At 71.4% G+C, this 22,587-nt stretch carries 17 protein-coding genes; 12 read left to right on the forward strand and 5 right to left on the reverse strand.

Annotated features, from left to right (window positions below):
• Positions 1-17 precede the first annotated feature (17 nt).
• From AC07FA_RS29870 to AC07FA_RS29895, 6 genes are all read left to right on the forward strand, one after another.
• Positions 18-2,954, forward strand: coding sequence for an FAD-binding and (Fe-S)-binding domain-containing protein (locus tag AC07FA_RS29870; RefSeq protein ID WP_479079423.1), 2,937 nt, complete (start codon positions 18-20; stop codon positions 2,952-2,954).
• Between the two features lie 157 nt (positions 2,955-3,111).
• Positions 3,112-4,983, forward strand: coding sequence for an ABC transporter transmembrane domain-containing protein (locus tag AC07FA_RS29875; RefSeq protein ID WP_479079424.1), 1,872 nt, complete (start codon positions 3,112-3,114; stop codon positions 4,981-4,983).
• Positions 4,980-6,761 carry an ABC transporter ATP-binding protein gene (locus tag AC07FA_RS29880; RefSeq protein ID WP_479079425.1) on the forward strand — a complete coding sequence of 594 codons (1,782 nt, stop codon included), beginning with the start codon at positions 4,980-4,982 and terminating at the stop codon, positions 6,759-6,761. Before AC07FA_RS29875 ends, AC07FA_RS29880 begins: the two co-directional genes overlap by 4 nt.
• Before the next feature lie 185 nt (positions 6,762-6,946).
• Complete coding sequence (locus AC07FA_RS29885; RefSeq protein WP_479079571.1) at positions 6,947-8,584, forward strand: ABC transporter transmembrane domain-containing protein; 1,638 nt, start codon at positions 6,947-6,949, stop codon at positions 8,582-8,584.
• Entirely contained in the window at positions 8,581-10,353 is a 1,773-nt protein-coding gene (locus AC07FA_RS29890; protein WP_479079426.1) for an ABC transporter ATP-binding protein, read from the forward strand. The genes AC07FA_RS29885 and AC07FA_RS29890 overlap by 4 nt, the downstream gene beginning before the upstream one ends.
• Positions 10,354-10,480: 127 nt before the next feature.
• The gene (locus AC07FA_RS29895; protein ID WP_479079427.1) at positions 10,481-11,842 is read left to right on the forward strand and encodes an NAD(P)/FAD-dependent oxidoreductase; all 1,362 of its coding nucleotides are present in this window, start codon (positions 10,481-10,483) and stop codon (positions 11,840-11,842) included.
• Positions 11,843-11,872: 30 nt separating this feature from the next.
• Here the strand turns inward: AC07FA_RS29895 and AC07FA_RS29900 are convergent, their stop codons facing one another.
• Together AC07FA_RS29900 and AC07FA_RS29905 are read right to left on the reverse strand one after the other, a co-directional pair.
• Entirely contained in the window at positions 11,873-13,408 is a 1,536-nt protein-coding gene (locus tag AC07FA_RS29900; RefSeq protein ID WP_479079428.1) for an ATP-dependent DNA ligase, read from the reverse strand.
• 51 nt (positions 13,409-13,459) lie between these two features.
• A complete protein-coding gene (locus tag AC07FA_RS29905; RefSeq protein ID WP_479079429.1) occupies positions 13,460-14,251 on the reverse strand; it encodes a metal-dependent hydrolase in 792 nt (263 codons plus the stop codon).
• A gap of 138 nt (positions 14,252-14,389) precedes the next feature.
• Here AC07FA_RS29905 and AC07FA_RS29910 point away from each other — a divergent pair, with 138 nt between their 5' ends.
• Positions 14,390-16,903 (forward strand): DEAD/DEAH box helicase, encoded by a 2,514-nt coding sequence (locus AC07FA_RS29910; RefSeq protein WP_479079430.1) that lies wholly within the window; start codon positions 14,390-14,392, stop codon positions 16,901-16,903.
• 34 nt (positions 16,904-16,937) lie between these two features.
• Complete coding sequence (locus AC07FA_RS29915; protein ID WP_479079431.1) at positions 16,938-17,810, forward strand: acyl-CoA thioesterase; 873 nt, start codon at positions 16,938-16,940, stop codon at positions 17,808-17,810.
• Between the two features lie 24 nt (positions 17,811-17,834).
• Here the strand turns inward: AC07FA_RS29915 and AC07FA_RS29920 are convergent, their stop codons facing one another.
• Positions 17,835-18,092 (reverse strand): DUF6011 domain-containing protein, encoded by a 258-nt coding sequence (locus AC07FA_RS29920; RefSeq protein ID WP_479079432.1) that lies wholly within the window; start codon positions 18,090-18,092, stop codon positions 17,835-17,837.
• Positions 18,093-18,179: 87 nt separating this feature from the next.
• Here AC07FA_RS29920 and AC07FA_RS29925 point away from each other — a divergent pair, with 87 nt between their 5' ends.
• Genes AC07FA_RS29925 through AC07FA_RS29935 form a run of 3 tightly spaced genes read left to right on the forward strand, consistent with a single transcriptional unit; the run spans position 18,180 to position 19,880 of the window.
• Positions 18,180-18,761, forward strand: a complete 582-nt coding sequence (locus AC07FA_RS29925; RefSeq protein WP_479079433.1) for a helix-turn-helix domain-containing protein — start codon at positions 18,180-18,182, stop codon at positions 18,759-18,761.
• Between the two features lie 37 nt (positions 18,762-18,798).
• On the forward strand, positions 18,799-19,344 hold the full coding sequence (locus AC07FA_RS29930) for a GNAT family N-acetyltransferase (RefSeq protein WP_479079434.1): 546 nt from the start codon (positions 18,799-18,801) through the stop codon (positions 19,342-19,344).
• A gap of 32 nt (positions 19,345-19,376) precedes the next feature.
• Positions 19,377-19,880, forward strand: coding sequence for a glutathione peroxidase (locus tag AC07FA_RS29935; protein WP_479079435.1), 504 nt, complete (start codon positions 19,377-19,379; stop codon positions 19,878-19,880).
• A 65-nt stretch (positions 19,881-19,945) separates the two neighbouring features.
• On the opposite strand, the gene AC07FA_RS29940 is transcribed toward AC07FA_RS29935, so the two are convergent.
• A complete protein-coding gene (locus AC07FA_RS29940) occupies positions 19,946-21,175 on the reverse strand; it encodes an acyl-CoA dehydrogenase family protein (protein ID WP_479079436.1) in 1,230 nt (409 codons plus the stop codon).
• Positions 21,176-21,348: 173 nt separating this feature from the next.
• Here AC07FA_RS29940 and AC07FA_RS29945 point away from each other — a divergent pair, with 173 nt between their 5' ends.
• Complete coding sequence (locus AC07FA_RS29945) at positions 21,349-21,999, forward strand: TetR/AcrR family transcriptional regulator (protein WP_479079437.1); 651 nt, start codon at positions 21,349-21,351, stop codon at positions 21,997-21,999.
• 19 nt (positions 22,000-22,018) lie between these two features.
• On the opposite strand, the gene def is transcribed toward AC07FA_RS29945, so the two are convergent.
• Positions 22,019-22,564: a peptide deformylase gene (gene def, locus AC07FA_RS29950; protein ID WP_479079438.1), complete on the reverse strand. Its 546-nt coding sequence runs from the start codon at positions 22,562-22,564 to the stop codon at positions 22,019-22,021.
• Positions 22,565-22,587: the final 23 nt, after the last annotated feature.

A 22,587-nucleotide genomic window follows, 5' to 3' on the forward strand; every position in this document is an offset into this window, starting at 1 on the left:
CTCCGAGGGGACCTGCCATGCCGCTGCTGGAGCCGAAGCCGCAAGCCCTCCGTCCTGGTACGGATCGCCCGCCGTCCCACGACCGTGTCCCCGACCGCATGGCACACGGCACCCCCGAGCCGCTGCGCTCCGAGCTGGTGGCGCTGCTCGGAGCCGACAAGGTGCTGTGGCACATCTCCGACCTCGTGCGGTACGCCTCCGACGCCAGCCCCTACCGCTTCCTCCCCCAGGTGGTGGTCGTCCCGGAGGACATCGACGACCTCTCCGCGATCCTGTCGTACGCCCACGGAAAGGGCCGCGAGGTGGTCTTCCGGGCGGCGGGCACCAGCCTCAACGGCCAGGCCCAGGGCGAGGACATCCTCGTCGACGTACGCCGTCACTGGTCGGGGATCGAGGTCCTGGACGACGGGGCGCGGGCCAGGATCGGCCCCGGGACCACCGTCATGCGGGCCAACGCCACCCTCGCAAGGCACGGCAGACTCCTGGGCCCCGACCCGGCCAGCGCCATCGCCTGCACGGTCGGGGGCGTCGTCGCCAACAACGCTTCGGGGATGACGGCGGGGACGGCCCGGAACGCCTACCGCACCCTCGCCTCGCTCACCTTCGTCCTGCCCAGCGGCACCGTCGTCGATACGGCGGACCCGGCGGCGGACGATCTGCTGGCCCATGCCGAGCCGCGCCTGTGCGAAGGGCTGCTCGCGCTGAAGGCGGAGATCGAGGCGGACCCCGAGCTGACCGCCAGAATCCGTGCGAAGTACACGATCAAGAACACCAACGGATACCGCCTCGACGCGTTTCTCGACGGTTCGACGCCCGTGGAGATCCTCCGCGGGCTCATGGTCGGTTCCGAGGGCACGTTCGGTTTCATCTCCGAGGTCGTCTTCGACACCCTGCCTCTGGACCGCAGGCTCTCCTCGGCGCTGCTGTTCTTCCCCTCGCTGTCGGCCGCCGCGGCGGCCGTGCCCCGCTTCAACCAGGCGGGGGCGATCGCGGTGGAGCTCATGGACGGCAACACCTTGCGCGCCTCGGTCAGTGTGCGTGGTGTCCCCGCGGACTGGGCGACGCTGCCCAAGGAGACGACGGCGCTCCTGGTGGAGTTCCGCGCGCCCGACGAGGCCGGACAGGAGGCGTACGAGAGGGCGGCGGACGAGGCCCTCGCCGGTCTGGAGCTGGTCGCACCCGCCCTGTCGATCACCAACGCGTTCACCCGGGACACCGCGGCCATCTCCGGCTACTGGAAGGCGCGCAAGGCCTTCGTCACCGCGGTCGGCGGCTCCCGCCCAGCCGGTACGACGCTCATCACGGAGGACTTCGCCGTGCCGCCCGCACGCCTCGCCGAAGCCTGCCGGGCGCTCCTGGAGCTCCAGGCGGAGCACGGCTTCGACGCGGCTGTCGCAGGCCATGCGGCCCACGGCAATCTGCACTTCCTGCTCGCGTTCGACGCCGCGCGGCCCTCCGACGTCGACCGGTACGCCGCCTTCATGGACGACTTCTGCCGGCTCGTCGTCGACCGGTTCGACGGCTCGCTCAAGGCCGAGCACGCCACGGGACGCAATATCGCGCCGTTCCTGGAGCTGGAGTGGGGCCCGAAGGCGACGGAACTGATGTGGCGTACGAAGCAGGTCATCGATCCCGACGGGGTGCTGGCGCCGCGCATCGTCCTCGACCGCGACCCGAAGGCCCATATGCGCGGGCTCAAGACGATTCCGGAGGTGGAGGCGGTCGCCGACCCGTGCATCGAGTGCGGCTTCTGCGAACCGACCTGCCCCAGCCAGGACCTCACCACCACACCGCGCCAACGGATCGTGCTGCGGCGGGAGATGATGCGGCAGAGTGACGGCGCCCCGGTGGAAGCCGCTCTGCTCGACGCGTACGGGTACGACGCGGTGGACACCTGCGCCGGCGACTCCACCTGCAAGACGGCCTGCCCGGTCGGCATCGACACGGGGGCGATGATGAGGGGCTTCCGCCGTCGGCGGCACTCACCGCGCGAGGAGCGGATCGCGGCGCTGACCGCGAAGAACTTCAAGGCGGTGGAAGCCGCGGCACGGCTGGCGGTGGCCGCGGCCGACAGGGTCAGGGACCGGGCAGGCGACCGGCTGCTGGAGACCGTCACCGTGCTGGCCCGCAAGGCCGTACGCCCCGATCTGGTGCCCGAGTGGCTGCCGGAGATTCCCGGCGCGGCCGCCAGGAAGCTGCCGCGCACATCGAAGGCCGGCGCCCACGCCGTGTACTACCCGGCCTGTGTCAACCGCATCTTCGCCGGTCCCGGGCCGGGGCGGGGGCCCTCGCTCGCCGAGGCCGTCGTCGCCGTCTCCGCCCGCGCCGGAAAGCCGGTGTGGATCCCGGACGATGTCGCGGGCACCTGCTGCGCGACCATCTGGCACTCCAAGGGCTACGACGAGGGCAACGAGGTGATGGCCAATCGCATGGTGGAGGCCGCCTGGGGCTGGACCGCGGGCGGCAGGCTTCCCCTGGTCGTCGACGCCTCCTCGTGCACGCTGGGCATCGCGCACGAGGTCACGCCCTGTCTCACCGACGACAACCGGGACCTGCACCGGGAGCTGACGGTCGTGGACTCTCTCGTATGGGCGGCGGACGAGCTGCTGCCGGAGCTCACCGTGCTCCGCAGAACCGGTTCGGCGGTCCTGCACCCGACGTGTTCGATGGAGCATCTGGGGGATGCGGGGCATCTGCGCAGGATCGCCGAGGCGTGCGCCGACGAGGTGGTCGTGCCCGACGACGCCGGATGCTGCGCCTTCGCGGGCGACCGGGGCATGCTGCACAAGGAACTGACGGCATCGGCCACCGCGAAGGAGGCGGCGGAGGTCAACAGCCGTGCGTACGACGTGTATCTGTCGGCGAACCGGATGTGCGAGATCGGCATGGACCGGGCGACCGGTCACCGGTACCACTCGGTGCTGATCGAGCTGGAGCGGGCTACCCGCCCGTAGGAGCGGAGGCCGCGTATACGCCCCGAGCGGCCCGGACGCGAAAAACCGTTTGCCTCGGACCCGGGCAGGACGCGAACCTTGCACGGTTTGGTCCCCCCACCCGTTCAACGATTCCGCGAGGTCCACGGACCTCCGCCCTTCCGAGCCCTGGGACGTCATGCAGATTCGCGATCTTCCGTATTCAGATCCTGGCGATCCGGATGTCCGGTCAGGTCCACGGTTCCTGTTCTGGCTCGGGCGCAGTCAGATCGCCGGACAGCTCAAGTCCCTTTCCTGGGGCCTCCTTCACCAGTGCGGTATCGCCGGCCTCCCGCTCACCGTCGGTCTCGCCGTCCAGGCCGTCATCGACCGCTCGGGCCGCGGCCTCCTGCTGGCCGGCGCGCTGATCGTGGCCCTCGGGGCCCTCATCGCGGTGGGCGACACCATGCTCCACCGGACCGCCGTCACCAACTGGATCACCGCCGCGGCACGCGTACAGCAACTGCTGGCCCGCAAGACCGCCGAGCTGGGCTCCGCGCTCACCCGGCGGGTCGCCGCCGGCGAGGTCGTCGCCGTCTCCACCGGCGATGTCGAGAAGATCGGCTGGTTCGTCGAAGCGCTCTCCCGCTTCGCCGCCGCCGCCACCGCCCTCGTACTGATCTGTATCGGGCTCGTCCTCTATCTCCCCACGCTGGGTGTGCTGGTGGCGATCGCCATGCCGGTTCTGGCCCTGGCCGTCCTGCCCCTGCTCCCCCGGGCCACCTCGCGCGCCGACATCCAGCGCGAGAAGGCCGGAAAGGCGACGGAGCTGGCATCCGACACGGTCGCCGGTCTGCGGGTGCTGCGCGGTATCGGCGGTGAGGAGCTCTTCCTCGGCCGCTACCGGCGCGCCTCCCAGGAGGTGCGCAAGGCCGCCGTCCGCAGTGCGCGGATGTGGGCACTGATCTCGGCGATCCAGGTGCTGCTGCCGGGCGTTCTGCTGATCTCCCTGGTCGTGTACGGGGCGACGCTCGCCCGGGACGGCCGGATCGAGGTGGGGCAGCTGGTCACCGTGTACAGCGCGGCGACACTGATGCTGTTCCCTCTGCGGCACGTGGAAGAGATCGCCATGGCGTACTCCTTCTCCCGGCCCTCCGCGAAGCGCGCCGTCCGGGTGCTGTCCCTGCACCGCAGCGAGCAGCCGTCGACGATCGAGGGCACGGCTCCGGTCGGAGACCTCTACGACCCGGCCACCGGCCTGCTGGCCCCCCAGGGGCTGTTCACCGCCGTGGTCTGCGGCGATCCGGACGAGGCCGGCCGGCTGGCCGAACGGCTCGGCGGGCACGTCCAGACCGAGGACGACGCGGCAGGCACCGACGGCGCCGCGCCGAAGCCGAAGCCGAAGGCACCGTCCGTACTGCTCGGCGGTGTGGCGCTGGACGAGCTGCCGCTGGACTTCGCGCGCGCGGCGGTGCTGGTCCAGGACAAGGACCCGGTGCTGCTCTCGGGCACGCTGCGCGAACTGCTCGATGTGCCGTCCTCCGGACTCGTGACCGCCGAGGACGCCCTGTCGGCGGCCCAGTGCGGTGATGTGCTGGACGCGCTGGCGCAGGCTTCGCCCGACACGGACGGCGACCCGATGGGGACCCGGATCACGGAACGCGGCCGTTCGCTCTCCGGTGGCCAGCGCCAGCGGCTCGCCCTGGCCCGTTCCCTGGTGACGGACCCGGAGGCGCTGGTGCTCGACGAGCCGACGTCCGCCGTCGACTCCCACACGGAGGCCCGGGTGGCCGCCGGTATCAAGCGGACGCGCGAGGGGCGTACGACGGTGGCGTTCGCCTCGTCGCCGCTGCTGCTCGACCTCGCCGACCGCGTGGTGCTGGTGCACGACGGTTCCGTCGTGGCCGTCGGCTCGCACCGCGAGCTGCTGCGCGGCGACCGCCGGTACCGGGCGGTCGTCACCCGCGAGACCGAGGACGAAATCGCGGCCCTGGCCGCACAGGACGGGATCACGGACTCCGAACAGGCCGACGCGATCGAAGCGATCGAGGAAATCGAGGAGAGGGCATGATCGGCGTCGCACCACCGACGTACGACCCCGCCGCCCCGGAGTCGGCGACGACCCTGCCGGTCGGCACACCGACGACGGTACGCGGATATGTGCGCGACCTGCTGCGGCGTCACCGCAAGGCGTTCGCCGTACTCATCACGGTGAACGCGGTCGCGGTGATCGCCTCGATCACCGGGCCGTACCTGCTGGGCGGGCTGGTCGAGGACCTGTCGAACGGGGCGACGGACCTCCACCTGGAGCGCACCGCCGCGGTGTTCGCCCTCGCGCTCGTCGTGCAGACCGTGTTCACGCGGACCATGCGGCTGCGTGGGGCGATGCTCGGTGAGGAGATGCTCGCCGATCTGCGCGAGGACTTCCTCGTACGGTCGGTCGGGCTGCCTCCGGGGGTCCTGGAGCGGGCCGGGACGGGTGATCTGCTGTCCAGGATCACCACGGACATCGACCGGCTGGCGAACGCGATGCGCGAGGCGGTGCCGCAGCTGGCGATCGGTGTCGTGTGGGCGGGGCTGCTGCTCGGCGCGCTCACGGTGACGGCGCCGCCGCTGGCGCTGGCCGTACTGCTCGCCCTGCCGGTCCTCATCACCGGCTGCCGCTGGTACTTCCGGCGGGCGCCTTCGGCGTACCGCTCGGAGGCCGCCGGGTACGCCTCCGTCGCGGCGATGCTCGCCGAGACCGTCGACGCCGGCCGGACCGTGGAGGCACACCGCCTGGGAGCCCGCCGGGTCGCGCTGTCGGACCGGCGGATCAAGGAGTGGACCGCGTGGGAGCGGTACACGCTGTTCCTGCGCTCGGTGCTCTTCCCCGTCATCAACGCCACGTACGTGACGATCCTCGGCGCGGTGCTGATGCTCGGCGGCTGGTTCGTCCTGGAGGGCTGGCTCACCGTCGGTCAGCTGACGACCGGTGCGCTGCTGGCGCAGATGATGGTCGATCCGCTCGGTCTGATCCTGCGCTGGTACGACGAGTTGCAGGTCGCCCAGGTCTCGCTGGCCCGGCTGGTCGGCGTACGGGACATCGAGCCGGACGCGGGGGACGACGAGGTCGGCCCGGACGGGCGCACGGTCCGGGCGGACGAGGTGCACTTCGGTTACCGGGCCGGGGTCGATGTCCTGCACAAGGTGACCCTGGACGTGGCTCCGGGTACGCGGCTGGCGCTGGTCGGCCCCTCGGGGGCGGGCAAGTCCACGCTGGGCCGGCTGCTGGCCGGCATCTACGCACCGCGCACGGGTGAAGTGACACTGGGCGGTGCGGAGTTGTCGCGGATGACGGCGGAGCGGGTACGTCAGCACGTCGCCCTGGTCAATCAGGAGCACCACGTCTTCGTGGGTTCACTGCGTGACAACCTGCTGCTGGCCCGCACCGGCGCCGATGACGCCGAGCTGTGGGCTTCGCTCGCCGCGGTCGACGCGGACGGCTGGGCGAGGGCCCTGGACAAGGGGCTGGACACCGAGGTCGGCTCGGGCGGTCTCGCCCTCACTCCGGCACAGGCGCAGCAGATCGCGCTGGCCCGGCTGGTGCTCGCCGATCCGCACACGCTGGTGCTGGACGAGGCGACCTCCCTGCTGGACCCGCGGGCGGCCAGGCATCTGGAGCGTTCGCTGGCCAAGGTGCTGGACGGCCGTACGGTGGTGGCCATCGCGCACCGGCTGCACACCGCTCACGACGCGGATGTGATCGCGGTGGTGGAGAGCGGCCGCATCAGCGAACTGGGCAGCCACGACGAACTGGTGGCCGCGGACGGCGCGTACGCGGCGCTGTGGCGGTCCTGGCACGGCTGAGCCGGGTGACCGGCCCCCGAAGGATGCGCACGTGCCGAGCCGCGCTCCCTAACATGTGGCGGGTGAACGTATCGAACGTGCCTTCGGCTGAGCCGGATTACCGCAGCGCCGGGCGGTACCTGTGGTGGCTGATCACCAGTCAGCGCCGCAGGGTCGCTGCCGGCGCGCTGCTCGGCAGCGCCTGGATGGTGTGTCTGACTCTGCCCCCGTACCTGCTGTCACGCGCCATCGACGACGGTCTGGAACCGGGGCAGGGGTCCGTGCTGGCCGGCTGGGTCGCGGCGTTGTTCGGTGTGGGCGTGCTGAACGCGTGGCTGGGCATCATGCGGCACCGCACGATGACCAGGGTGCGCATGGACGCCGCCTTCCGGTCCGTACAGGTGGTGGTCAGGCAGGCGACCCGGCTGGGCGGGGCGCTGCCGCGCAGGGCCACGGCCGGGGAAGTGGTCACGATCGGCTTCGGCGATGTCGCAGTGATCGCCGCCACGCTGACCATCACCGGTCCCGGCGTCGGCGCGGTCCTCGCCTATGTCGTCGTGGCCGCGCTGCTGCTGACCGTCTCACCGCTGCTCGCCGTCGTGGTGCTGCTCGGGGTGCCGCTGCTCGCGGTGCTGGTCGGCCCCCTGCTGGGCCGGTTGCAGCACGTCGAAGCGACGTACCGGGAGCAGCAGGGCGGCCTCGCCGCCCGGTTCGGGGACATCGTCGGGGGCCTGCGCGTCCTCAACGGCATCGGCGGCAAGGAGGTGTACGCCGAGCGCTACCGCAGCGGCTCGCGGGCCCTGCGGGCGGAGGGTTACCGGGTCGGCACGGTGACCAGCTGGATCCAGGCCCTCGGCGTGGGCCTTCCCACCCTGTTCCTCGGGGCGGTGACCTGGCTGGCGGCCCGGATGGCCGTCCAGGGCGACATCACCGTGGGCGAGCTGGTCGCGGTCTACGGGTACGCCGCGGTGCTCGTGGTGCCGGTCTCGTTCTTCATCGAGGGTGGCTACGATCTCAGCCGGGGTCTCGTCGCCGCCCGCAGAGTCGTACGGTTCCTGGCCCTGGAGCCCGATTCCGTAGGCGGGGACTCGGCTTCGGACGGGCCCGGGGCGCCGTCCGCGCTGCATGATCCGGAATCCGGCGTCGAGGTGGCACCGGGCGGACTGACCGCGCTGGTCAGTGGTCGGCCGGCGGAGTCCGCGGCGGTCGTCGACCGCCTCGGCCGTTTCACCAGGTCGGCCGCGACCTGGGGTGCGATACGCCTCGACGAGATCGACCTGACGCAGGTGCGCCGGCGGATTCTCGTCGCCGACAACGAGGCCGATCTCTTCGCCGGCCCGCTGCGCGACGTGGTCGGCGGCGCACGGGAGCGGGACGAGGAGGCCATCGGCCGCGGTGTCCACGCGGCCATGGCGCGCGACATCGTCCGCGGTCTGCCGGACGGACTCGACTCGCGCGTCGACGCGCAGGGCCGCAACCTCTCCGGGGGTCAGCGTCAGCGCATCCGTCTGGTCCGGGCCCTGCTGGCCGATCCCGAGGTGCTCCTGGCCGTCGAGCCCACCTCGGCGGTCGACGCACACACCGAGGCGGCCATCGCCACCCGGTTGCGCGCCGCACGCTCCGGCCGTACCACGGTCGTCACCACCACCTCTCCGCTCCTCCTGGACCAGGCGGACACCGTGCACTACCTGGTCGACGGCTCGGTCGCGGACACCGGCAGCCATCGCGAACTCCTGGACCGGCAGTCCGGCTACCGTCTCCTCGTGTCACGCGGCGTGGACGACGAGGACCACGGCCGGCCGGACGAAGGAACCGTCCCGCCGCTCCAGGAGGCCGTCCGATGACCGCGGAATCCCTGGCGACCGCCCGGTCCCTGCCCGTGGCCGGACCGTCCGGGGTACGCCGGGCGGCGCTCCGGCTGATCCGGCTGGACGGCCGCGCCTTCACCGTCATGATCGGCCTCAACGCGCTGGCCGCCGGTGCCGGGCTCGTCGGCCCGTGGCTCCTCGGCCGCATCATCGACGAGGTCAGGGCCGGGGGCGATGTGGCCTCGGTGGACCGGCTCGCGCTCACCATGCTCGTCTTCGCGCTGGCGCAGCTCCTCCTGGCCCGATACGCGAGCTACGACGGACACCGCTTCGGGGAGCGGACGCTGGCCCGCATCCGTGAGCAATTCACCGACCGGGCGCTCGCGCTGCCCGCCGCGGCGGTCGAGCGGGCCGGGACCGGCGATCTGATGACCCGGGGCACCACCGATGTCGCCGCGGTCGGCGCCACCCTCCGGGATGCCGGGCCCGAGATCCTCATCGCCGCGGTCCAGGCCCTGTTCATCGTCGGCGCGGTCTTCGTGCTCGACCCGCTGCTCGGTGCGTGCGGGGTGCTCGGCCTGCTCGGCATCTGGTTCGCCGCCCGCTGGTATCTGCGCCGGGCGCTCACCGCGTACCTCGCCGAGGGGGCCGCCAACTCGGCTCTCGCCGAGCAGCTGGCGGCCACGGCTGCCGGAGCCCGTACCGTCGAGGCCCTCGGACTGCAGGAGCGCCGCATCGCGGCGTGCCAGGAGGACATCGAAAGGTGCCGTGGCACCCGGACCCGCACACTGTTCCTCCGCAGTGTGCTCTTCCCGGCCGTGGACATCTCGTACGTCATTCCCGTGGCCGGCGTCCTGCTGATCGGCGGTGTGCTGCACGGGCACGGCGCGATGAGTCTCGGCGCGGTGATCGCCTCGGCGCTGTATCTCCGTCAGCTCTCGCAGCCCCTGGACACCATCCTTCAGCAACTGGAGCAGGTGCAGAGCAGCAGCGCCTCGTTCGCCAGGGTCGAGGGCCTCGGCCTGGCCGCGCAAGCGCCGCAAGGCGCTTCGCCCGCGCCGGCCGACGACCTGATCGAGGTGACCGGTGCGCGCTACGCCTACGACGACGGGGGCGACGTCCTGCACGGTGTGGACCTGACGGTCCGGCCGGGAGAGCGGCTGGTGATCGTCGGCCCCTCCGGAGCGGGCAAGACCACCCTGGGCAGGCTGCTGGCGGGCATGGACACACCGCACACCGGCTCGGTGACGGTGGGACAGGTCCCGGTCGCCGGTCTGGACCCCGCCCAGCTGCGCCGGCACGTCGTTCTCGTCACCCAGGAGCACCACGTGTTCCTCGGCACGGTCCGGGACAACCTGCGGATCGCCTCCGCCCACGCAACCGACGCCGAGCTGCGCGCCGCACTCGTCGCTGTGGGCGCCGAGTGGGCCGTCGAGCTTCCGGACGGCCTGGACACCGATCTGGGCCACGGGGCCCATAGGCCGGACGGCGCCCAGGCACAGCAGCTCGCCCTGGCGCGCGTGGTGCTGGCCGATCCGCACACGCTCATACTCGACGAGGCCACGGCGCTCCTGGACCCGAGGACCGCCCGGCACGCGGAGCGGGCACTGGCCGCCGTCCTCGAAGGCCGGACCGTCGTCGCCATCGCCCACCGGCTGCAGTCGGCCCACGACGCCGACCGAGTGGCCGTGATGGAGGACGGCCGCATCACCGAACTGGGCAGCCACGACGCACTCGTCGCGGCCGACGGCGCCTACGCCGCTCTCTGGCGCTCATGGCACGGCGAGGGGCCGTCCTCCTCCTGAGCCGCCGCGCGCCGGGGTGCCGTCAGGAGGCGAACTCGGATGCGGCCGGTAAGGATGAGGGGTGAGCCGGCCGGAATCAGGGGCAGGCGAGAACAGGACCGCGTAAGCCCGAGAAGGGACGCACACCGTGGCACGACCCAGGATCCTCGTTGTCGGCGCCGGCTTTGCCGGGGTCGGGTGCGTACGCCGACTGGAACGCAGGCTCACGCCAGGCGAAGCGGAGATCACGCTCGTCACACCGTTCTCGTATCAGCTGTACCTGCCGCTCCTGCCGCAGGTCGCCTCCGGCGTGCTGACTCCCCAGTCGGTCGCCGTCTCGCTGCGCCGCAGCCGGCGCCACCGCACCCGGATCGTGCCGGGCGGAGCCATCGGAGTGGACACCGACGCGAAGGTCTGCGTCGTCCGCAAGATCACTGGTGAGATCGTCAACGAGCCGTACGACTACATCGTGCTCGCCGCCGGAAGCGTGACCCGGACCTTCGACATCCCCGGTCTCGTCGAGCACGCCCGGGGCATGAAGACCCTCGCCGAGGCCGCCTACATCCGCGATCACGTGATCGCGCAGCTCGACCTGGCCGACGCCAGCCAGGACGAGGAGGAGCGGGCCTCCCGGCTCCAGTTCGTCGTGGTCGGCGGCGGGTACGCGGGTACCGAGACCGCGGCCTGTCTGCAACGGCTCACCAGCAGCGCCGTGAAGCACTACCCGAGGCTCGATCCGAAGCTCATCAAGTGGCATCTGATCGACATCGCCCCCAAGCTCATGCCCGAACTCGGGGACAAACTCGGTTTGGACGCCATGGAGATCCTGCGCAAGCGGGGGATCGAGGTCTCGCTCGGCGTCTCGATCGCCGAGGCGACCGAGGACCGGGTGACCTTCACCGACGGCCGGGTCCTGCCCTGCCGCACGCTGATCTGGACGGCGGGCGTCGCCGCCAGCCCGCTGATCGCCACGCTGGGCGCGGAGACGGTACGCGGCCGGCTGGCGGTGACGCCCGAACTGGCCCTGCGCGGCTCGGACGGAGTCTTCGCGCTGGGTGACGCCGCGGCGGTGCCCGACCTGGCCAAGGGCGACGGGGCCATCTGCCCGCCCACCGCCCAGCACGCCATGCGCCAGGGCCGCACCGTCGCCGACAACCTCATCGCGACGCTGCGCGGCATGCCGATGTCGCCGTACGAGCACAAGGACCTCGGCCTGGTCGTCGACCTCGGCGGCCGGGACGCCGTCTCCAAACCGCTCGGCATCGAGCTGAAGGGCCTCCCGGCCCAGGTGGTGGCCCGGGGCTACCACTGGTCGGCGCTGCGGACGAACGTCGCCAAGACCCGGGTCCTGACGAACTGGATGCTGAACGCGATCGCCGGTGACGACTTCGTACGGACCGGTTTCCAGCTCCGCACCCCGGCGACGCTCAAGGACTTCGAGTACACCGACGCCTATCTCACCCCGGAGCAGGTGCGCGCGCACACGGCCGCGACGGTGATCCGCCACTGACCCCGCCCTCTCCCGGCGGGCCCGGTCCGCTCAGGTCCGCCGGGAGAGAACCGTTTCGACGGTGTCCGCCTCCTCCGGCCGCTTGTCCTCGCGGTAGCGCAGCACCCGGGCGAACCGCAGGGTGACGCCGGCCGGGTAGCGGGTGGAGCGCTGGAGGCCGTCGTAGGCGATCTCGACGACGAGTTCGGGGCGCACGGTCACCACGTGACCGTCGTCGCCGGTGGATAGCTCGCCCAGCCGTTCGGTCTGCCAGGTGAGCATGGCGTCGGTGAGTCCTTTGAAGGTCTTGCCGAGCATGACGTACGAACCGTCGGCCGCCCGCGCCCCCAGATGCAGGTTGGACAGCTTCCCGGTCCGCCGCCCGTGCCCCCGTTCGGCCGCGAGCACCACGAGGTCCAGGGTGTGCACCGGCTTCACCTTCAGCCAGGAGGCGCCGCGCCGGCCCGCGCTGTAGGGCGCGTCGAGGCTCTTGACCACCACGCCCTCGTGCCCCCGGGCCAGCGTGGTGGCCAGGAACGCCTCGGCGGCCTCGCGCCCGCCCGCCCCGGCCGCCTCGTCGACGAGGAAGCGCCGGACACGCATCCGCTCCGGAACGAGCCCGGCCAGCGCCGCGTGCCGCTCGGTGAACGGCAGGTCGAGCAGGTCCCGGCCGTCGACCGACAGTGCGTCGAAGAAGACGGGCACGACGGGGACGGTGGCAGCCGCCCCGGCCACGTCGCGCCGGGAGCCCACCCGCGCGGCGGTCTCCTGGAAGGGCCGGGGGCGGCCGTCGGCGCCGAGCGCGATCACCTCGCCGTCGAGAACGAACCGTTCACCGGGGAAGTCGCGTACGGCCGCCGCGATTTCCGGCAGGCGCTCGGTCATGTCGTCGAGCGTGCGGGTGAAGAGGCGGACCTCGTCGCCGTCCTTGTGCGCCTGGACGCGGATGCCGTCCAGCTTCTCCTCGACGACGCAGGTCCCGAGCTTGTCGATCGCTTCGGTGACCGAGCGGGCGGTGTGCGCGAGCATCGGCAGGACGGAGCGTCCCACGGTGAGCCTGAACGCGCCGAGCGCCTCCGGCCCCCGCGCCAGCAGTTCCCCGGCGACCGCCTGGAGCGACCCGGCGAGCATCACGGCCCGTCGTACGTCCTCCGGCGGCGCCCCGGCGGCCTGCGCGAGGGCGTCGGCGGCGACGGCGTCCAGGGCCCCCTGGCGCACCTCACCGGTGAGCAGGGCGCGCAGGAAGTGCTGCTCACCGGCGGTGGCGCGGCCGAGGAGCCGTTGGAGGCGGGCACGGCGGCCCGCCTGGGAACCGGCGCCCGACAGTGCCCCGACGGCCGTCAGCTCGGCGTCCACCTCCCCGACCGTGAGGGCGGGCTCGGCAGCGGGCGGCACCGGGTCTCCCAGCGTGCTCCAGCCGATGCCGAGCCGCCCCTGCGGAAGGCGGCCGGAGAGATACGGGATGACGATCGGGACGTCGTCCGGCGCGGTGTCCCGGAACAGGCCCGCCAGCAGGGCGACCTTCCGGGACCGGGCCGACGTGGCGGCGACATCCAGGGACACATGGGCGAGCCGGGCAAGCAGCATGCAGTCATGGTGCTACGGCTCCGGGCCCGCCGCCCGGGGAGACGGCGGAAATCAGATGACGTTGAGGGCGGCGGCCGCGCCCACTCCCCCGAGCAGCATGAAGGCCGGCATCAGCACCTTCAGCTCCACCCAGCTGCCGGCCCGGAAGCGCAGCATCTTCGGCGGACCGATCGGGTACCAGCGCTTGCGCCCCAGCGGGATCGGCCACAGGATCGGGCAGCCCGAGACGGTGAGCGCGTCGCCGATGTCGTGGACGAGCGCCCCCAGCACGATGGGCAGCCCCAGCCACAGGTACTCCTGGCCCGGAGCGGTGAAGAGCCAGTCGGAGCCGTTGCCCGCCTTGTCCAGGACGCCTGCCAGGATCCAGGCGCTGGTCGCCCCCAGGAGCCAGACCAGGACGTCGCTGGACATCCGGGCGGCCCGCCACAGCAGTCCTTCGACGGCGAGCACCAGATGGACGAAGAGGATCGCGAGGACCGCCCACCGGCCGCCGGTGACCGCGGCGACGGAGGCACCCGCACCGGTCAGCACGGCCCACAGCCAGGTGTGGGTCAGGGTCCGGTGGCCGCCGCTCCTGCGCGGGTCGCCGGGTCCCCTGGTCGCCTTGTAGACGGCGTACGAGAGCTTGTCGACGATCTCGCAGAGGCCCTTGGAGACGGGGCCGAAGGCCCGAGAGATGGTCGCCGACTTGTGGTCGAGGTCGGGGGCGAGCGCGGCGCCCGCGCAGATCAGACTCCCCACGACCAGCACGGGCCAGGGCATCGAATGCCCGGCGGCGGCCGCCGCCGCGCCCACCCCGAGCCAGGCCGCTGCCCCCGACAGAGAGTGCGCCGGTCCCATCATGGTCGTTCCCGCCCCCGTAGATCTTGCATGGCCATGGCCGGTGCGGCGCAGCCGAGTTGAGTGGGCAGCGTATCGTCCGTGATCTTCGGCTGATCGTCCGGTTCCCTCATCCGGGCGGAAGACAGGCAAGATGGGGGTGTGACCCTTATCGATCAGCTGCCCCCGACCGACGACCCGGACGCCCTCTTCGAGGCCTTCTCGTCATGGACCGAGACCCAGGGCATCACCCTCTATCCCGCTCAGGAAGAGGCGCTGATCGAGGTGGTCTCCGGGGCGAACGTGATCCTTTCCACGCCCACGGGCTCCGGAAAGAGCCTGGTCGCCGCCGGTGCGCACTTCACGGCGCTGGCCCAGGACAAGGTCACCTTCTACACCGCGCCGATCAAGGCGCTGGTCTCGGAGAAGTTCTTCGATCTGTGCAAGCTCTTCGGCACGGAGAACGTCGGCATGCTGACCGGTGACGCCTCGGTCAACGCCGACGCCCCGGTGATCTGCTGCACCGCCGAGGTGCTGGCCTCGATCGCGCTGCGCGACGGCAAGTACGCCGATGTCGGCCAGGTCGTGATGGACGAGTTCCACTTCTACGCGGAGCAGGACCGCGGCTGGGCCTGGCAGATCCCGATCCTGGAACTGCCGCAGGCCCAGTTCGTCCTGATGTCGGCGACGCTCGGCGATGTCGCGATGTTCGAGAAGGACCTCACCCGCCGCACGGGCCGGCCCACCTCGGTGGTGCGCTCGGCGACCCGGCCGGTCCCGCTCAGCTACGAGTACCGGCTGACGCCGATCACCGAGACGCTCACCGAGCTGCTGGACACCCGGCAGTCCCCCGTCTACATCGTGCACTTCACCCAGGCCGCGGCCGTCGAGCGGGCGCAGTCGCTGATGAGCATCAACATGTGCACGAAGGAGGAGAAGGAGAAGATCGCCGACCTGATCGGCAACTTCCGCTTCACCACCAAGTTCGGCCAGAACCTCTCGCGCTACGTGCGCCACGGCATCGGGGTGCACCACGCGGGGATGCTGCCCAAGTACCGGCGTCTGGTGGAGAAGCTCGCTCAGGCGGGTCTGCTGAAGGTGATCTGCGGTACGGACACCCTCGGCGTGGGCGTCAACGTCCCCATCCGCACGGTGCTGTTCACCGCGCTCACCAAGTACGACGGCACGCGGGTCCGTACGCTGCGCGCCCGGGAGTTCCACCAGATCGCCGGCCGTGCCGGGCGGGCCGGGTTCGACACGGCGGGCTTCGTCGTCGCCCAGGCGCCCGAGCACGTCATCGAGAACGAGAAGGCCGTCAAGAAGGCGGGCGACGACCCCAAGAAGAAGCGCAAGGTGGTCCGCAAGAAGGCCCCCGAGGGCTTCGTCGCCTGGTCGGAGACCACCTTCGACAAGCTGATCCAGTCCGATCCGGAGCCGCTGACCTCCCGCTTCCGGGTCACGCACACGATGCTGCTGTCCGTGATCGCCCGCCCCGGCAACGCCTTCGAGGCGATGCGGCATCTGCTGGAGGACAACCACGAGCCGCGCAAGGCGCAGCTGCGTCACATCAGGCGGGCCATCGCCATCTACCGCTCGCTGCTCGACGGCGGTGTGGTGGAACAGCTGGACACACCCGATGCCGAGGGCCGGATCGTACGGCTCACCGTCGACCTCCAGCAGGACTTCGCGCTGAACCAGCCGCTGTCCACCTTCGCGCTGGCCTCGTTCGATCTGCTGGACGTCGAATCCCCCTCGTACGCCCTGGACATGGTCTCCGTCGTCGAGTCCACCCTGGACGACCCCCGGCAGATCCTCGCCGCCCAGCAGAACAAGGCGCGGGGCGAGGCGGTCGGACAGATGAAGGCGGACGGGATCGAGTACGAGGAGCGCATGGAGCTGCTCCAGGACGTCACGTACCCGAAGCCGCTGAGCGAGCTGCTGTGGCACGCGTACGACGTGTACCGCAAGAGCCACCCGTGGGTCGGTGACCATCCGGTGTCGCCGAAGTCGGTGATCCGGGACATGTACGAACGGGCCATGACGTTCACGGAGTTCACCTCGAACTACGAGCTGGCGCGTACGGAGGGCATCGTCCTGCGCTACCTCGCGGGCGCGTACAAGGCGCTTGAGCACACGATTCCCGACGACCTGAAGTCGGAGGACCTGGAGGATCTGATCGCCTGGCTCGGCGAGATGGTCCGTCAGGTGGACTCCAGTCTCCTGGACGAGTGGGAGCAGCTCGCCAACCCGGAGGTGGAGACCGCCGAGCAGGCGCAGGAGCGGGCGGACGAGGTCAAGCCGGTCACGTCGAACGCGCGCGCCTTCCGGGTCCTGGTCCGCAACGCGATGTTCCGCCGTGTGGAGCTGGCGGCCCTGGACCGGGTCCGTGAACTCGGTGAGATGGACGGCGAGTCGGGCTGGGACGAGGACGCCTGGGGCGAGGCGATGGACGGCTACTGGGACGCGCACGAGGAACTGGGAACCGGCCCCGACGCCCGCGGACCGAAGCTGCTGAAGATCGACGAGGACCGGGAGCACGGCCTGTGGCGGGTCTGGCAGGCTTTCGCCGACCCGGCCGGGGACCACGACTGGGGCATCAGCGCCGAGGTCGATCTGGCCGCTTCCGACGAAGAGGGCCGGGCGGTCGTCCGGGTCACGTCCGTGGGCCAGCTGTGACGAGCAACCGGCTTCGAGAGTGGAGACGAACCGTATGACGAACCCCGCCGAGCGCCTGGTCGACCTTCTCGATCTGGAGCGGATCGAGGTCAACATCTTCCGTGGCCGCAGCCCGCAGGAGTCCCTTCAGCGGGTCTTCGGCGGCCAGGTCGCCGGGCAGGCGCTGGTGGCGGCGGGCCGCACCACCGACGGCGACCGTCCGGTCCACTCGCTGCACGCCTACTTCCTGCGCCCGGGGCGTCCGGGCGTGCCGATCGTCTACGAGGTCGAGCGGGTGCGGGACGGCCGGTCCTTCACCACCCGCCGGGTCACGGCGGTGCAGGAGGGCCGGACGATCTTCAACCTGACGGCCTCGTTCCACCGTCCGGAGGAGGGCGGCTTCGAGCATCAGCTGCCGCCGGCCCGCGAGGTCCCCGACCCCGACGATCTGCCGACCGTCGCCGACGAGGTGCGTGAGCACCTGGGCGCCCTGCCCGAGGCGCTGGAGCGGATGGCCAGGCGCCAGCCCTTCGACATCCGTTACGTGGACCGGCTGCGCTGGACGCACGAGGAGATCAAGGACGCCGATCCGCGCAGTGCCGTGTGGATGCGGGCGGTCGGTCCGCTGGGCGACGACCCGCTCGTCCACACCTGCGCGCTGACGTACGCGAGCGACATGACGCTGCTCGACGCGGTCCGGATTCCGGTGGAGCCCCTGTGGGGGCCGCGCGGCTTCGACATGGCGTCGCTGGACCACGCGATGTGGTTCCACCGGCCGTTCCGGGCGGACGAGTGGTTCCTGTACGACCAGGAGTCGCCGATCGCGACGGGCGGGCGCGGGCTGGCCCGCGGCCGTATCTACAACCGCGAGGGCCAGCTGCTGGTGTCGGTGGTGCAGGAGGGGCTGTTCCGGCGGCTCGAAGCGTAGGGCCGCCCTTCTCCGCCGTACGGCTCAGACGCCGGGCAGCGTGTCCTGGTCGACCTCGTGACGGCGGGTACGGATGTCCGGGGCGGCGGGGTGCAGCTTGGCGTCGCAGGCGGGGCCGAGGCCGGTGCGGCGCGACGCCGTACCGGTGAGGGGGCGTCCGCACATCCGGCAGCGCACCAGGCGGCGGCCGGTGGCCGCGGTCCCGGGCAGCGGTTCGGCCCCTGGGCCGGTCGGGGGTGCGGGGAAGTACGCGGGAAGAGGCTCTGGTTCCGTTGACGGCACGGGCTGATCCTCTCAGGACCCTCCCGTCCCCCACCGCCCGGCGCACCCCCTCACATCGCATCCCGAATCAGGGATATCCTCTCAGATATGAGAGAGGCAGAGGGTCCGGAACCCGGCTCCGTCGATGCCCGGCTGGCCGCCCGTCTGGGCGAGCTCCGCACCGAGCACGGCTGGCCGCTCGACGAGCTGTCCCGGCGGAGCGGGGTGAGCCGCTCAACGCTGTCGCGGCTGGAGCGCGGCGAGCTGAGCCCGACCGCCGCACTGCTGGGGCGGCTGTGCACGGTGTACGGACGGACCATGTCGCGCCTGCTCATGGAGGTCGAGACGGAGCCTCCACTCCTTGTGCCCGCCGGGCAGCAGCCCGTGTGGAGGGACGAGGCTTCCGGCTTCGTCCGCCGTTCGGTCTCACCGCCGCACGCCGGACTGCGCGGCGAGGTGATCGAGGGCAGGCTCGACGCGGGCGCCACCGTCGCGTACGAGGGCCCGCCCGTACCCGGCCTCGAACAGCACCTCTGGGTCCTGGAGGGCGCACTGGAGATCACGGTCCACGGCAGCGTCCACACGGTGGACACCGGTGACTGCCTGCGCTTCCGCCTGCACGGCCCCTCCCGCTTCCACTGCCCCGGTCCGGACCCGGTCCGTTACGCCCTTCTGATCGTCCTCCCGTGACCCAGTCCCCTCCCCCGCCGAGAAAGGCATCTGCGACATGACCGAGATCGTCCCCGTGACCGGCCCCGGACTGGTCACGTACGCCGACGAGCTGGCGGCGCTCCTGGTGGAGACCGTCGAGGGCGGGTCCTCGGTGGGCTTCCTCGCTCCGCTCGACCGCGGTGAGGCCGCCGCGTGGTGGCGGGAGCGAGCGGCGTCCGTCGACGCGGGCCACCACCTGGTGTGGCTCGCCCTCGACGGGGAACGGGTGGCCGGCACCATCGGCCTGATCCGGCCGCCGCTCCCCAACGCCCGCCACCGCGCCGAAGTGGCGAAGCTGATGGTCCGGCCCTCGGCCCAGGGGCGCGGCCTCGGCCGGCGCCTGCTCACGGCCGCCGAGGAGGCGGCCGCCGGGGCAGGCGTGACGCTGCTGGTCCTGGACACCGAGTCGGGCAGCGCCGCGGAACATCTCTACCGCTCGGCGGGCTGGACGGAGTGCGGGTCCATTCCGGATTACGCGGCCGACCCGGCCGGCGTACTCAGGCCGACCACCTTCTACTACAGGACACTGGGCGCCGCCGACGCGCCCGTGGCAGCACAATGAAGACCGACACCACGCGACCGAGGAGTAGCTCCATGACGCTGTACGACATCCCGCTCCACACGCTCACCGGCGAGCCGACGACGCTCGGCGCCTACCGGGGCCAGGTGCTCCTGGTGGTGAACGTGGCCTCCAAGTGCGGGCTCACCCCGCAGTACGAAGGCCTGGAGCGGCTCCAGAAGCAGTACGGCGACCGCGGCCTCACCGTCCTCGGTGTTCCCTGCAACCAGTTCGCGGGCCAGGAGCCGGGCAGCGCCGAGGAGATCCAGAACTTCTGCTCGGCCACGTACGGCGTCAGCTTCCCGCTCCTGGAGAAGCTCGACGTCAACGGTGACGGCCGGCACCCGCTGTACACGGAGCTGACGAAGCTCGCGGACGCCGACGGCTCCGCCGGTGACGTCCAGTGGAACTTCGAGAAGTTCCTGATCTCCCGGGCGGGCGAGCCGGTCGCCCGTATCCGCCCCCGCACCGAGCCGGAGGACTCCGAGGTCGTCGCGGCCATCGAGGCCCAGCTCACGGCAGGGCCGTCCGGCGTCTGAGGACACCCGGAGTCGCGGGCCGCGCGCACGAAGAACCGCGCGGCCCGCAGCCGATCCGCACCGCGCTAGCGGATCTGCATACCGGAGAGCGTGCGCGCGATCACGAGGCGCTGGATCTCGCTGGTGCCCTCGAAGATGGTGTAGATCGCGGCGTCCCGGTGCATCCGCTCCACCGGGTACTCACGGGTGAAGCCGTTGCCGCCGAGGATCTGGACGGCCTGGCCGGTGACCTTCTTCGCCGTCTCGCTCGCGTAGAGCTTCGACATGGAGCCCTCCGCCGACGTGAACGGCTTGCCCGTGGTCGCCATCCAGGAGGCGCGCCAGACCAGCAGGCGGGCCGCGTCGATCTGCGTACGCATGTCGGCTAGCTGGAAGGCGATGCCCTGGTTGTCGATGATCGGGCGGCCGAACTGCGTACGGGTCTTGGCGTAGTCGAGCGCGACCTCGTACGCGGCGCGGGCCGTACCGACGGCCATGGCGCCGACGGCGGGGCGGGAGGCCTCGAAGGTGGCCATCGCGGCGTTCTTGACGCGCTCGCCGCCGCCGGACCTGGCCCGCTCACGCGCCCGGGCCATGCGCTCGTCGAGCTTCTCCTTGCCGCCCAGCAGGCAGCTGCCCGGTACCCGTACGTCCTCCAGAACGACCTCGGCGGTGTGCGAGGCCCGGATGCCGTGCTTCTTGAACTTCTGCCCCTGGGAGAGCCCGGCGGTGTCCGGCGGGACGATGAAGGAGGCGTGCCCCTTGGAGCCGAGCTCCGCGTCGACGACCGCGACGACGACGTGGACGTTGGCGATGCCGCCGTTGGTCGCCCAGGTCTTCGTGCCGTTGAGGACCCATTCGTCCTTGGCCTCGTCGTAGACCGCCCGGGTGCGCATCGCGCCCACGTCGGAGCCCGCGTCCGGCTCGGACGAGCAGAAGGCGGCGACCTTCACGTCGTTCGCGTCGCCGTACATCTGCGGGATCCAGGTGCCGATCTGCTCCTCGGTGCCGTTGGCGAGGACGCCCACGGCCGCCAGGCCCGTACCGACGATGGAGAGGGCGATGCCCGCGTCGCCCCAGAAGAGCTCCTCCATGGCCATCGGGATACCGAGGCCCGTGGGGTCGAAGAACTGCTGGGCGTAGAAGTCCAGGGAGTAGATGCCTACCTTGGCGGCCTCTTGGATGACGGGCCAGGGCGTCTCCTCACGCTCGTCCCACTCCGAAGCGGCCGGCCGGATGACATCCGCCGCGAAGCCGTGGAGCCAGTCCCGGACCTCCTTCTGGTCGTCGTTGAGATCGAGTGTGAACTCGGCCATGTTCCCCTCCATGCGCTGCCGTAAAAAACGTACGTTACTTGCGGTAACTACAGTCTGTTACCGACAAGTAAGCACTGTCAACCACCGCGACTCCGATCCGCGTCATCGCGGAGCAGGGTGTTACGTTGCCCAGGCGTGAAGAAAAGGCATGGCCAGGGGTGGGGAGACACGACATGGAGACCGCACGACAGGCCGAGCGTCAGCGGAGCGCGGCCGAGCGCCGCCGCCGCGAACTGCTCGAGGCCGCGGACCGGGTGGTGCTCAGAGACGGGCCCAAGGCATCGATGAACGCGATCGCCGCGGAGGCCGGGATCACCAAGCCCATCCTCTACCGCCACTTCGGCGACAAGGGCGGGCTCTACCGCGCGCTCGCCAAACGTCACACCGATGCCCTGCTGAGCGCCTTGCGCGCGGCGCTCGACGCGCCCGCCGAGCGCCGCGAGCGGGTCGAGGCGACGCTCGACACCTATCTCGCGGCGATCGAGGCCCGCCCCCAGGTCTACCGCTTCCTGATGCACCCCTCCGACGACGCCGCGCCCTCTCCCGAGCAGGGCTTCGACGTCGGCCGGCACTCGGCCCCGCTGCTGCGCCGTCTCGGCGAGGAGCTGGGCAAGGTGATCGCCGAACGGGTGGATCTCGGTCCCGACAACGAACAGATGGCCCGCATCTGGGGCCACGGAATCGTCGGCATGATGCACGCGGCGGGTGACTGGTGGCTGGGCGACCGCCCCTGCTCACGCGCCCAGTTGGTGCGCAGCCTCGCCGACCTGCTCTGGGGCAGGCTCGCCGAGGCCGGCGACCGGCCCGGCGGCCCCGGCTTCTGAACCGCGCCCCGGCAGGCCCTCAGCCGGCCTGCCCCCACGGCGCCCGCCGGACCGCGCGCAGCGCCCTGGCGCGGCGCAGTCCGGTGAGCCGGTCCGTATAGACGGTGCCTTCGAGGTGATCGCACTCGTGCTGGAGGCACCGGGCGAACCAGCCGGTGCCGGTGATCCGGACCGGTTTCCCGTCGACATCCACCCCTTCGACGACAGCGTGGTCGAAGCGCTCGGTGCCGGACTCCAGACCCGGAAGTGAAAGACACCCTTCCGGTCCGCGTACGGTGATCCCGTCCACCTCGATCAGTTTCGGGTTCACGACATGCCCCAGGTGACGAAGATCATCGTCATCCGGACAGTCGTACACGAACACCTTCAGCGGAACGCCGATCTGGTTGGCGGCGAGCCCGACACCCTGCGCCGCGTACATCGTGGCGAACATGTCCTCGACCAGCCGGGCGAGGGACGGCCCGAATTCGGTGACGTCCTCGCAGGGGCTGTGGAGGACGGGGTCGCCGAAGAGACTCATGGCGCGAATGAGTCCGGAACTGCCGGGGATCGGGCGGTTTCGCATGGCGGCAAGCGTACGTTCCGTCG

The organism is Streptomyces sp. NPDC045968 (assembly GCF_056430475.1).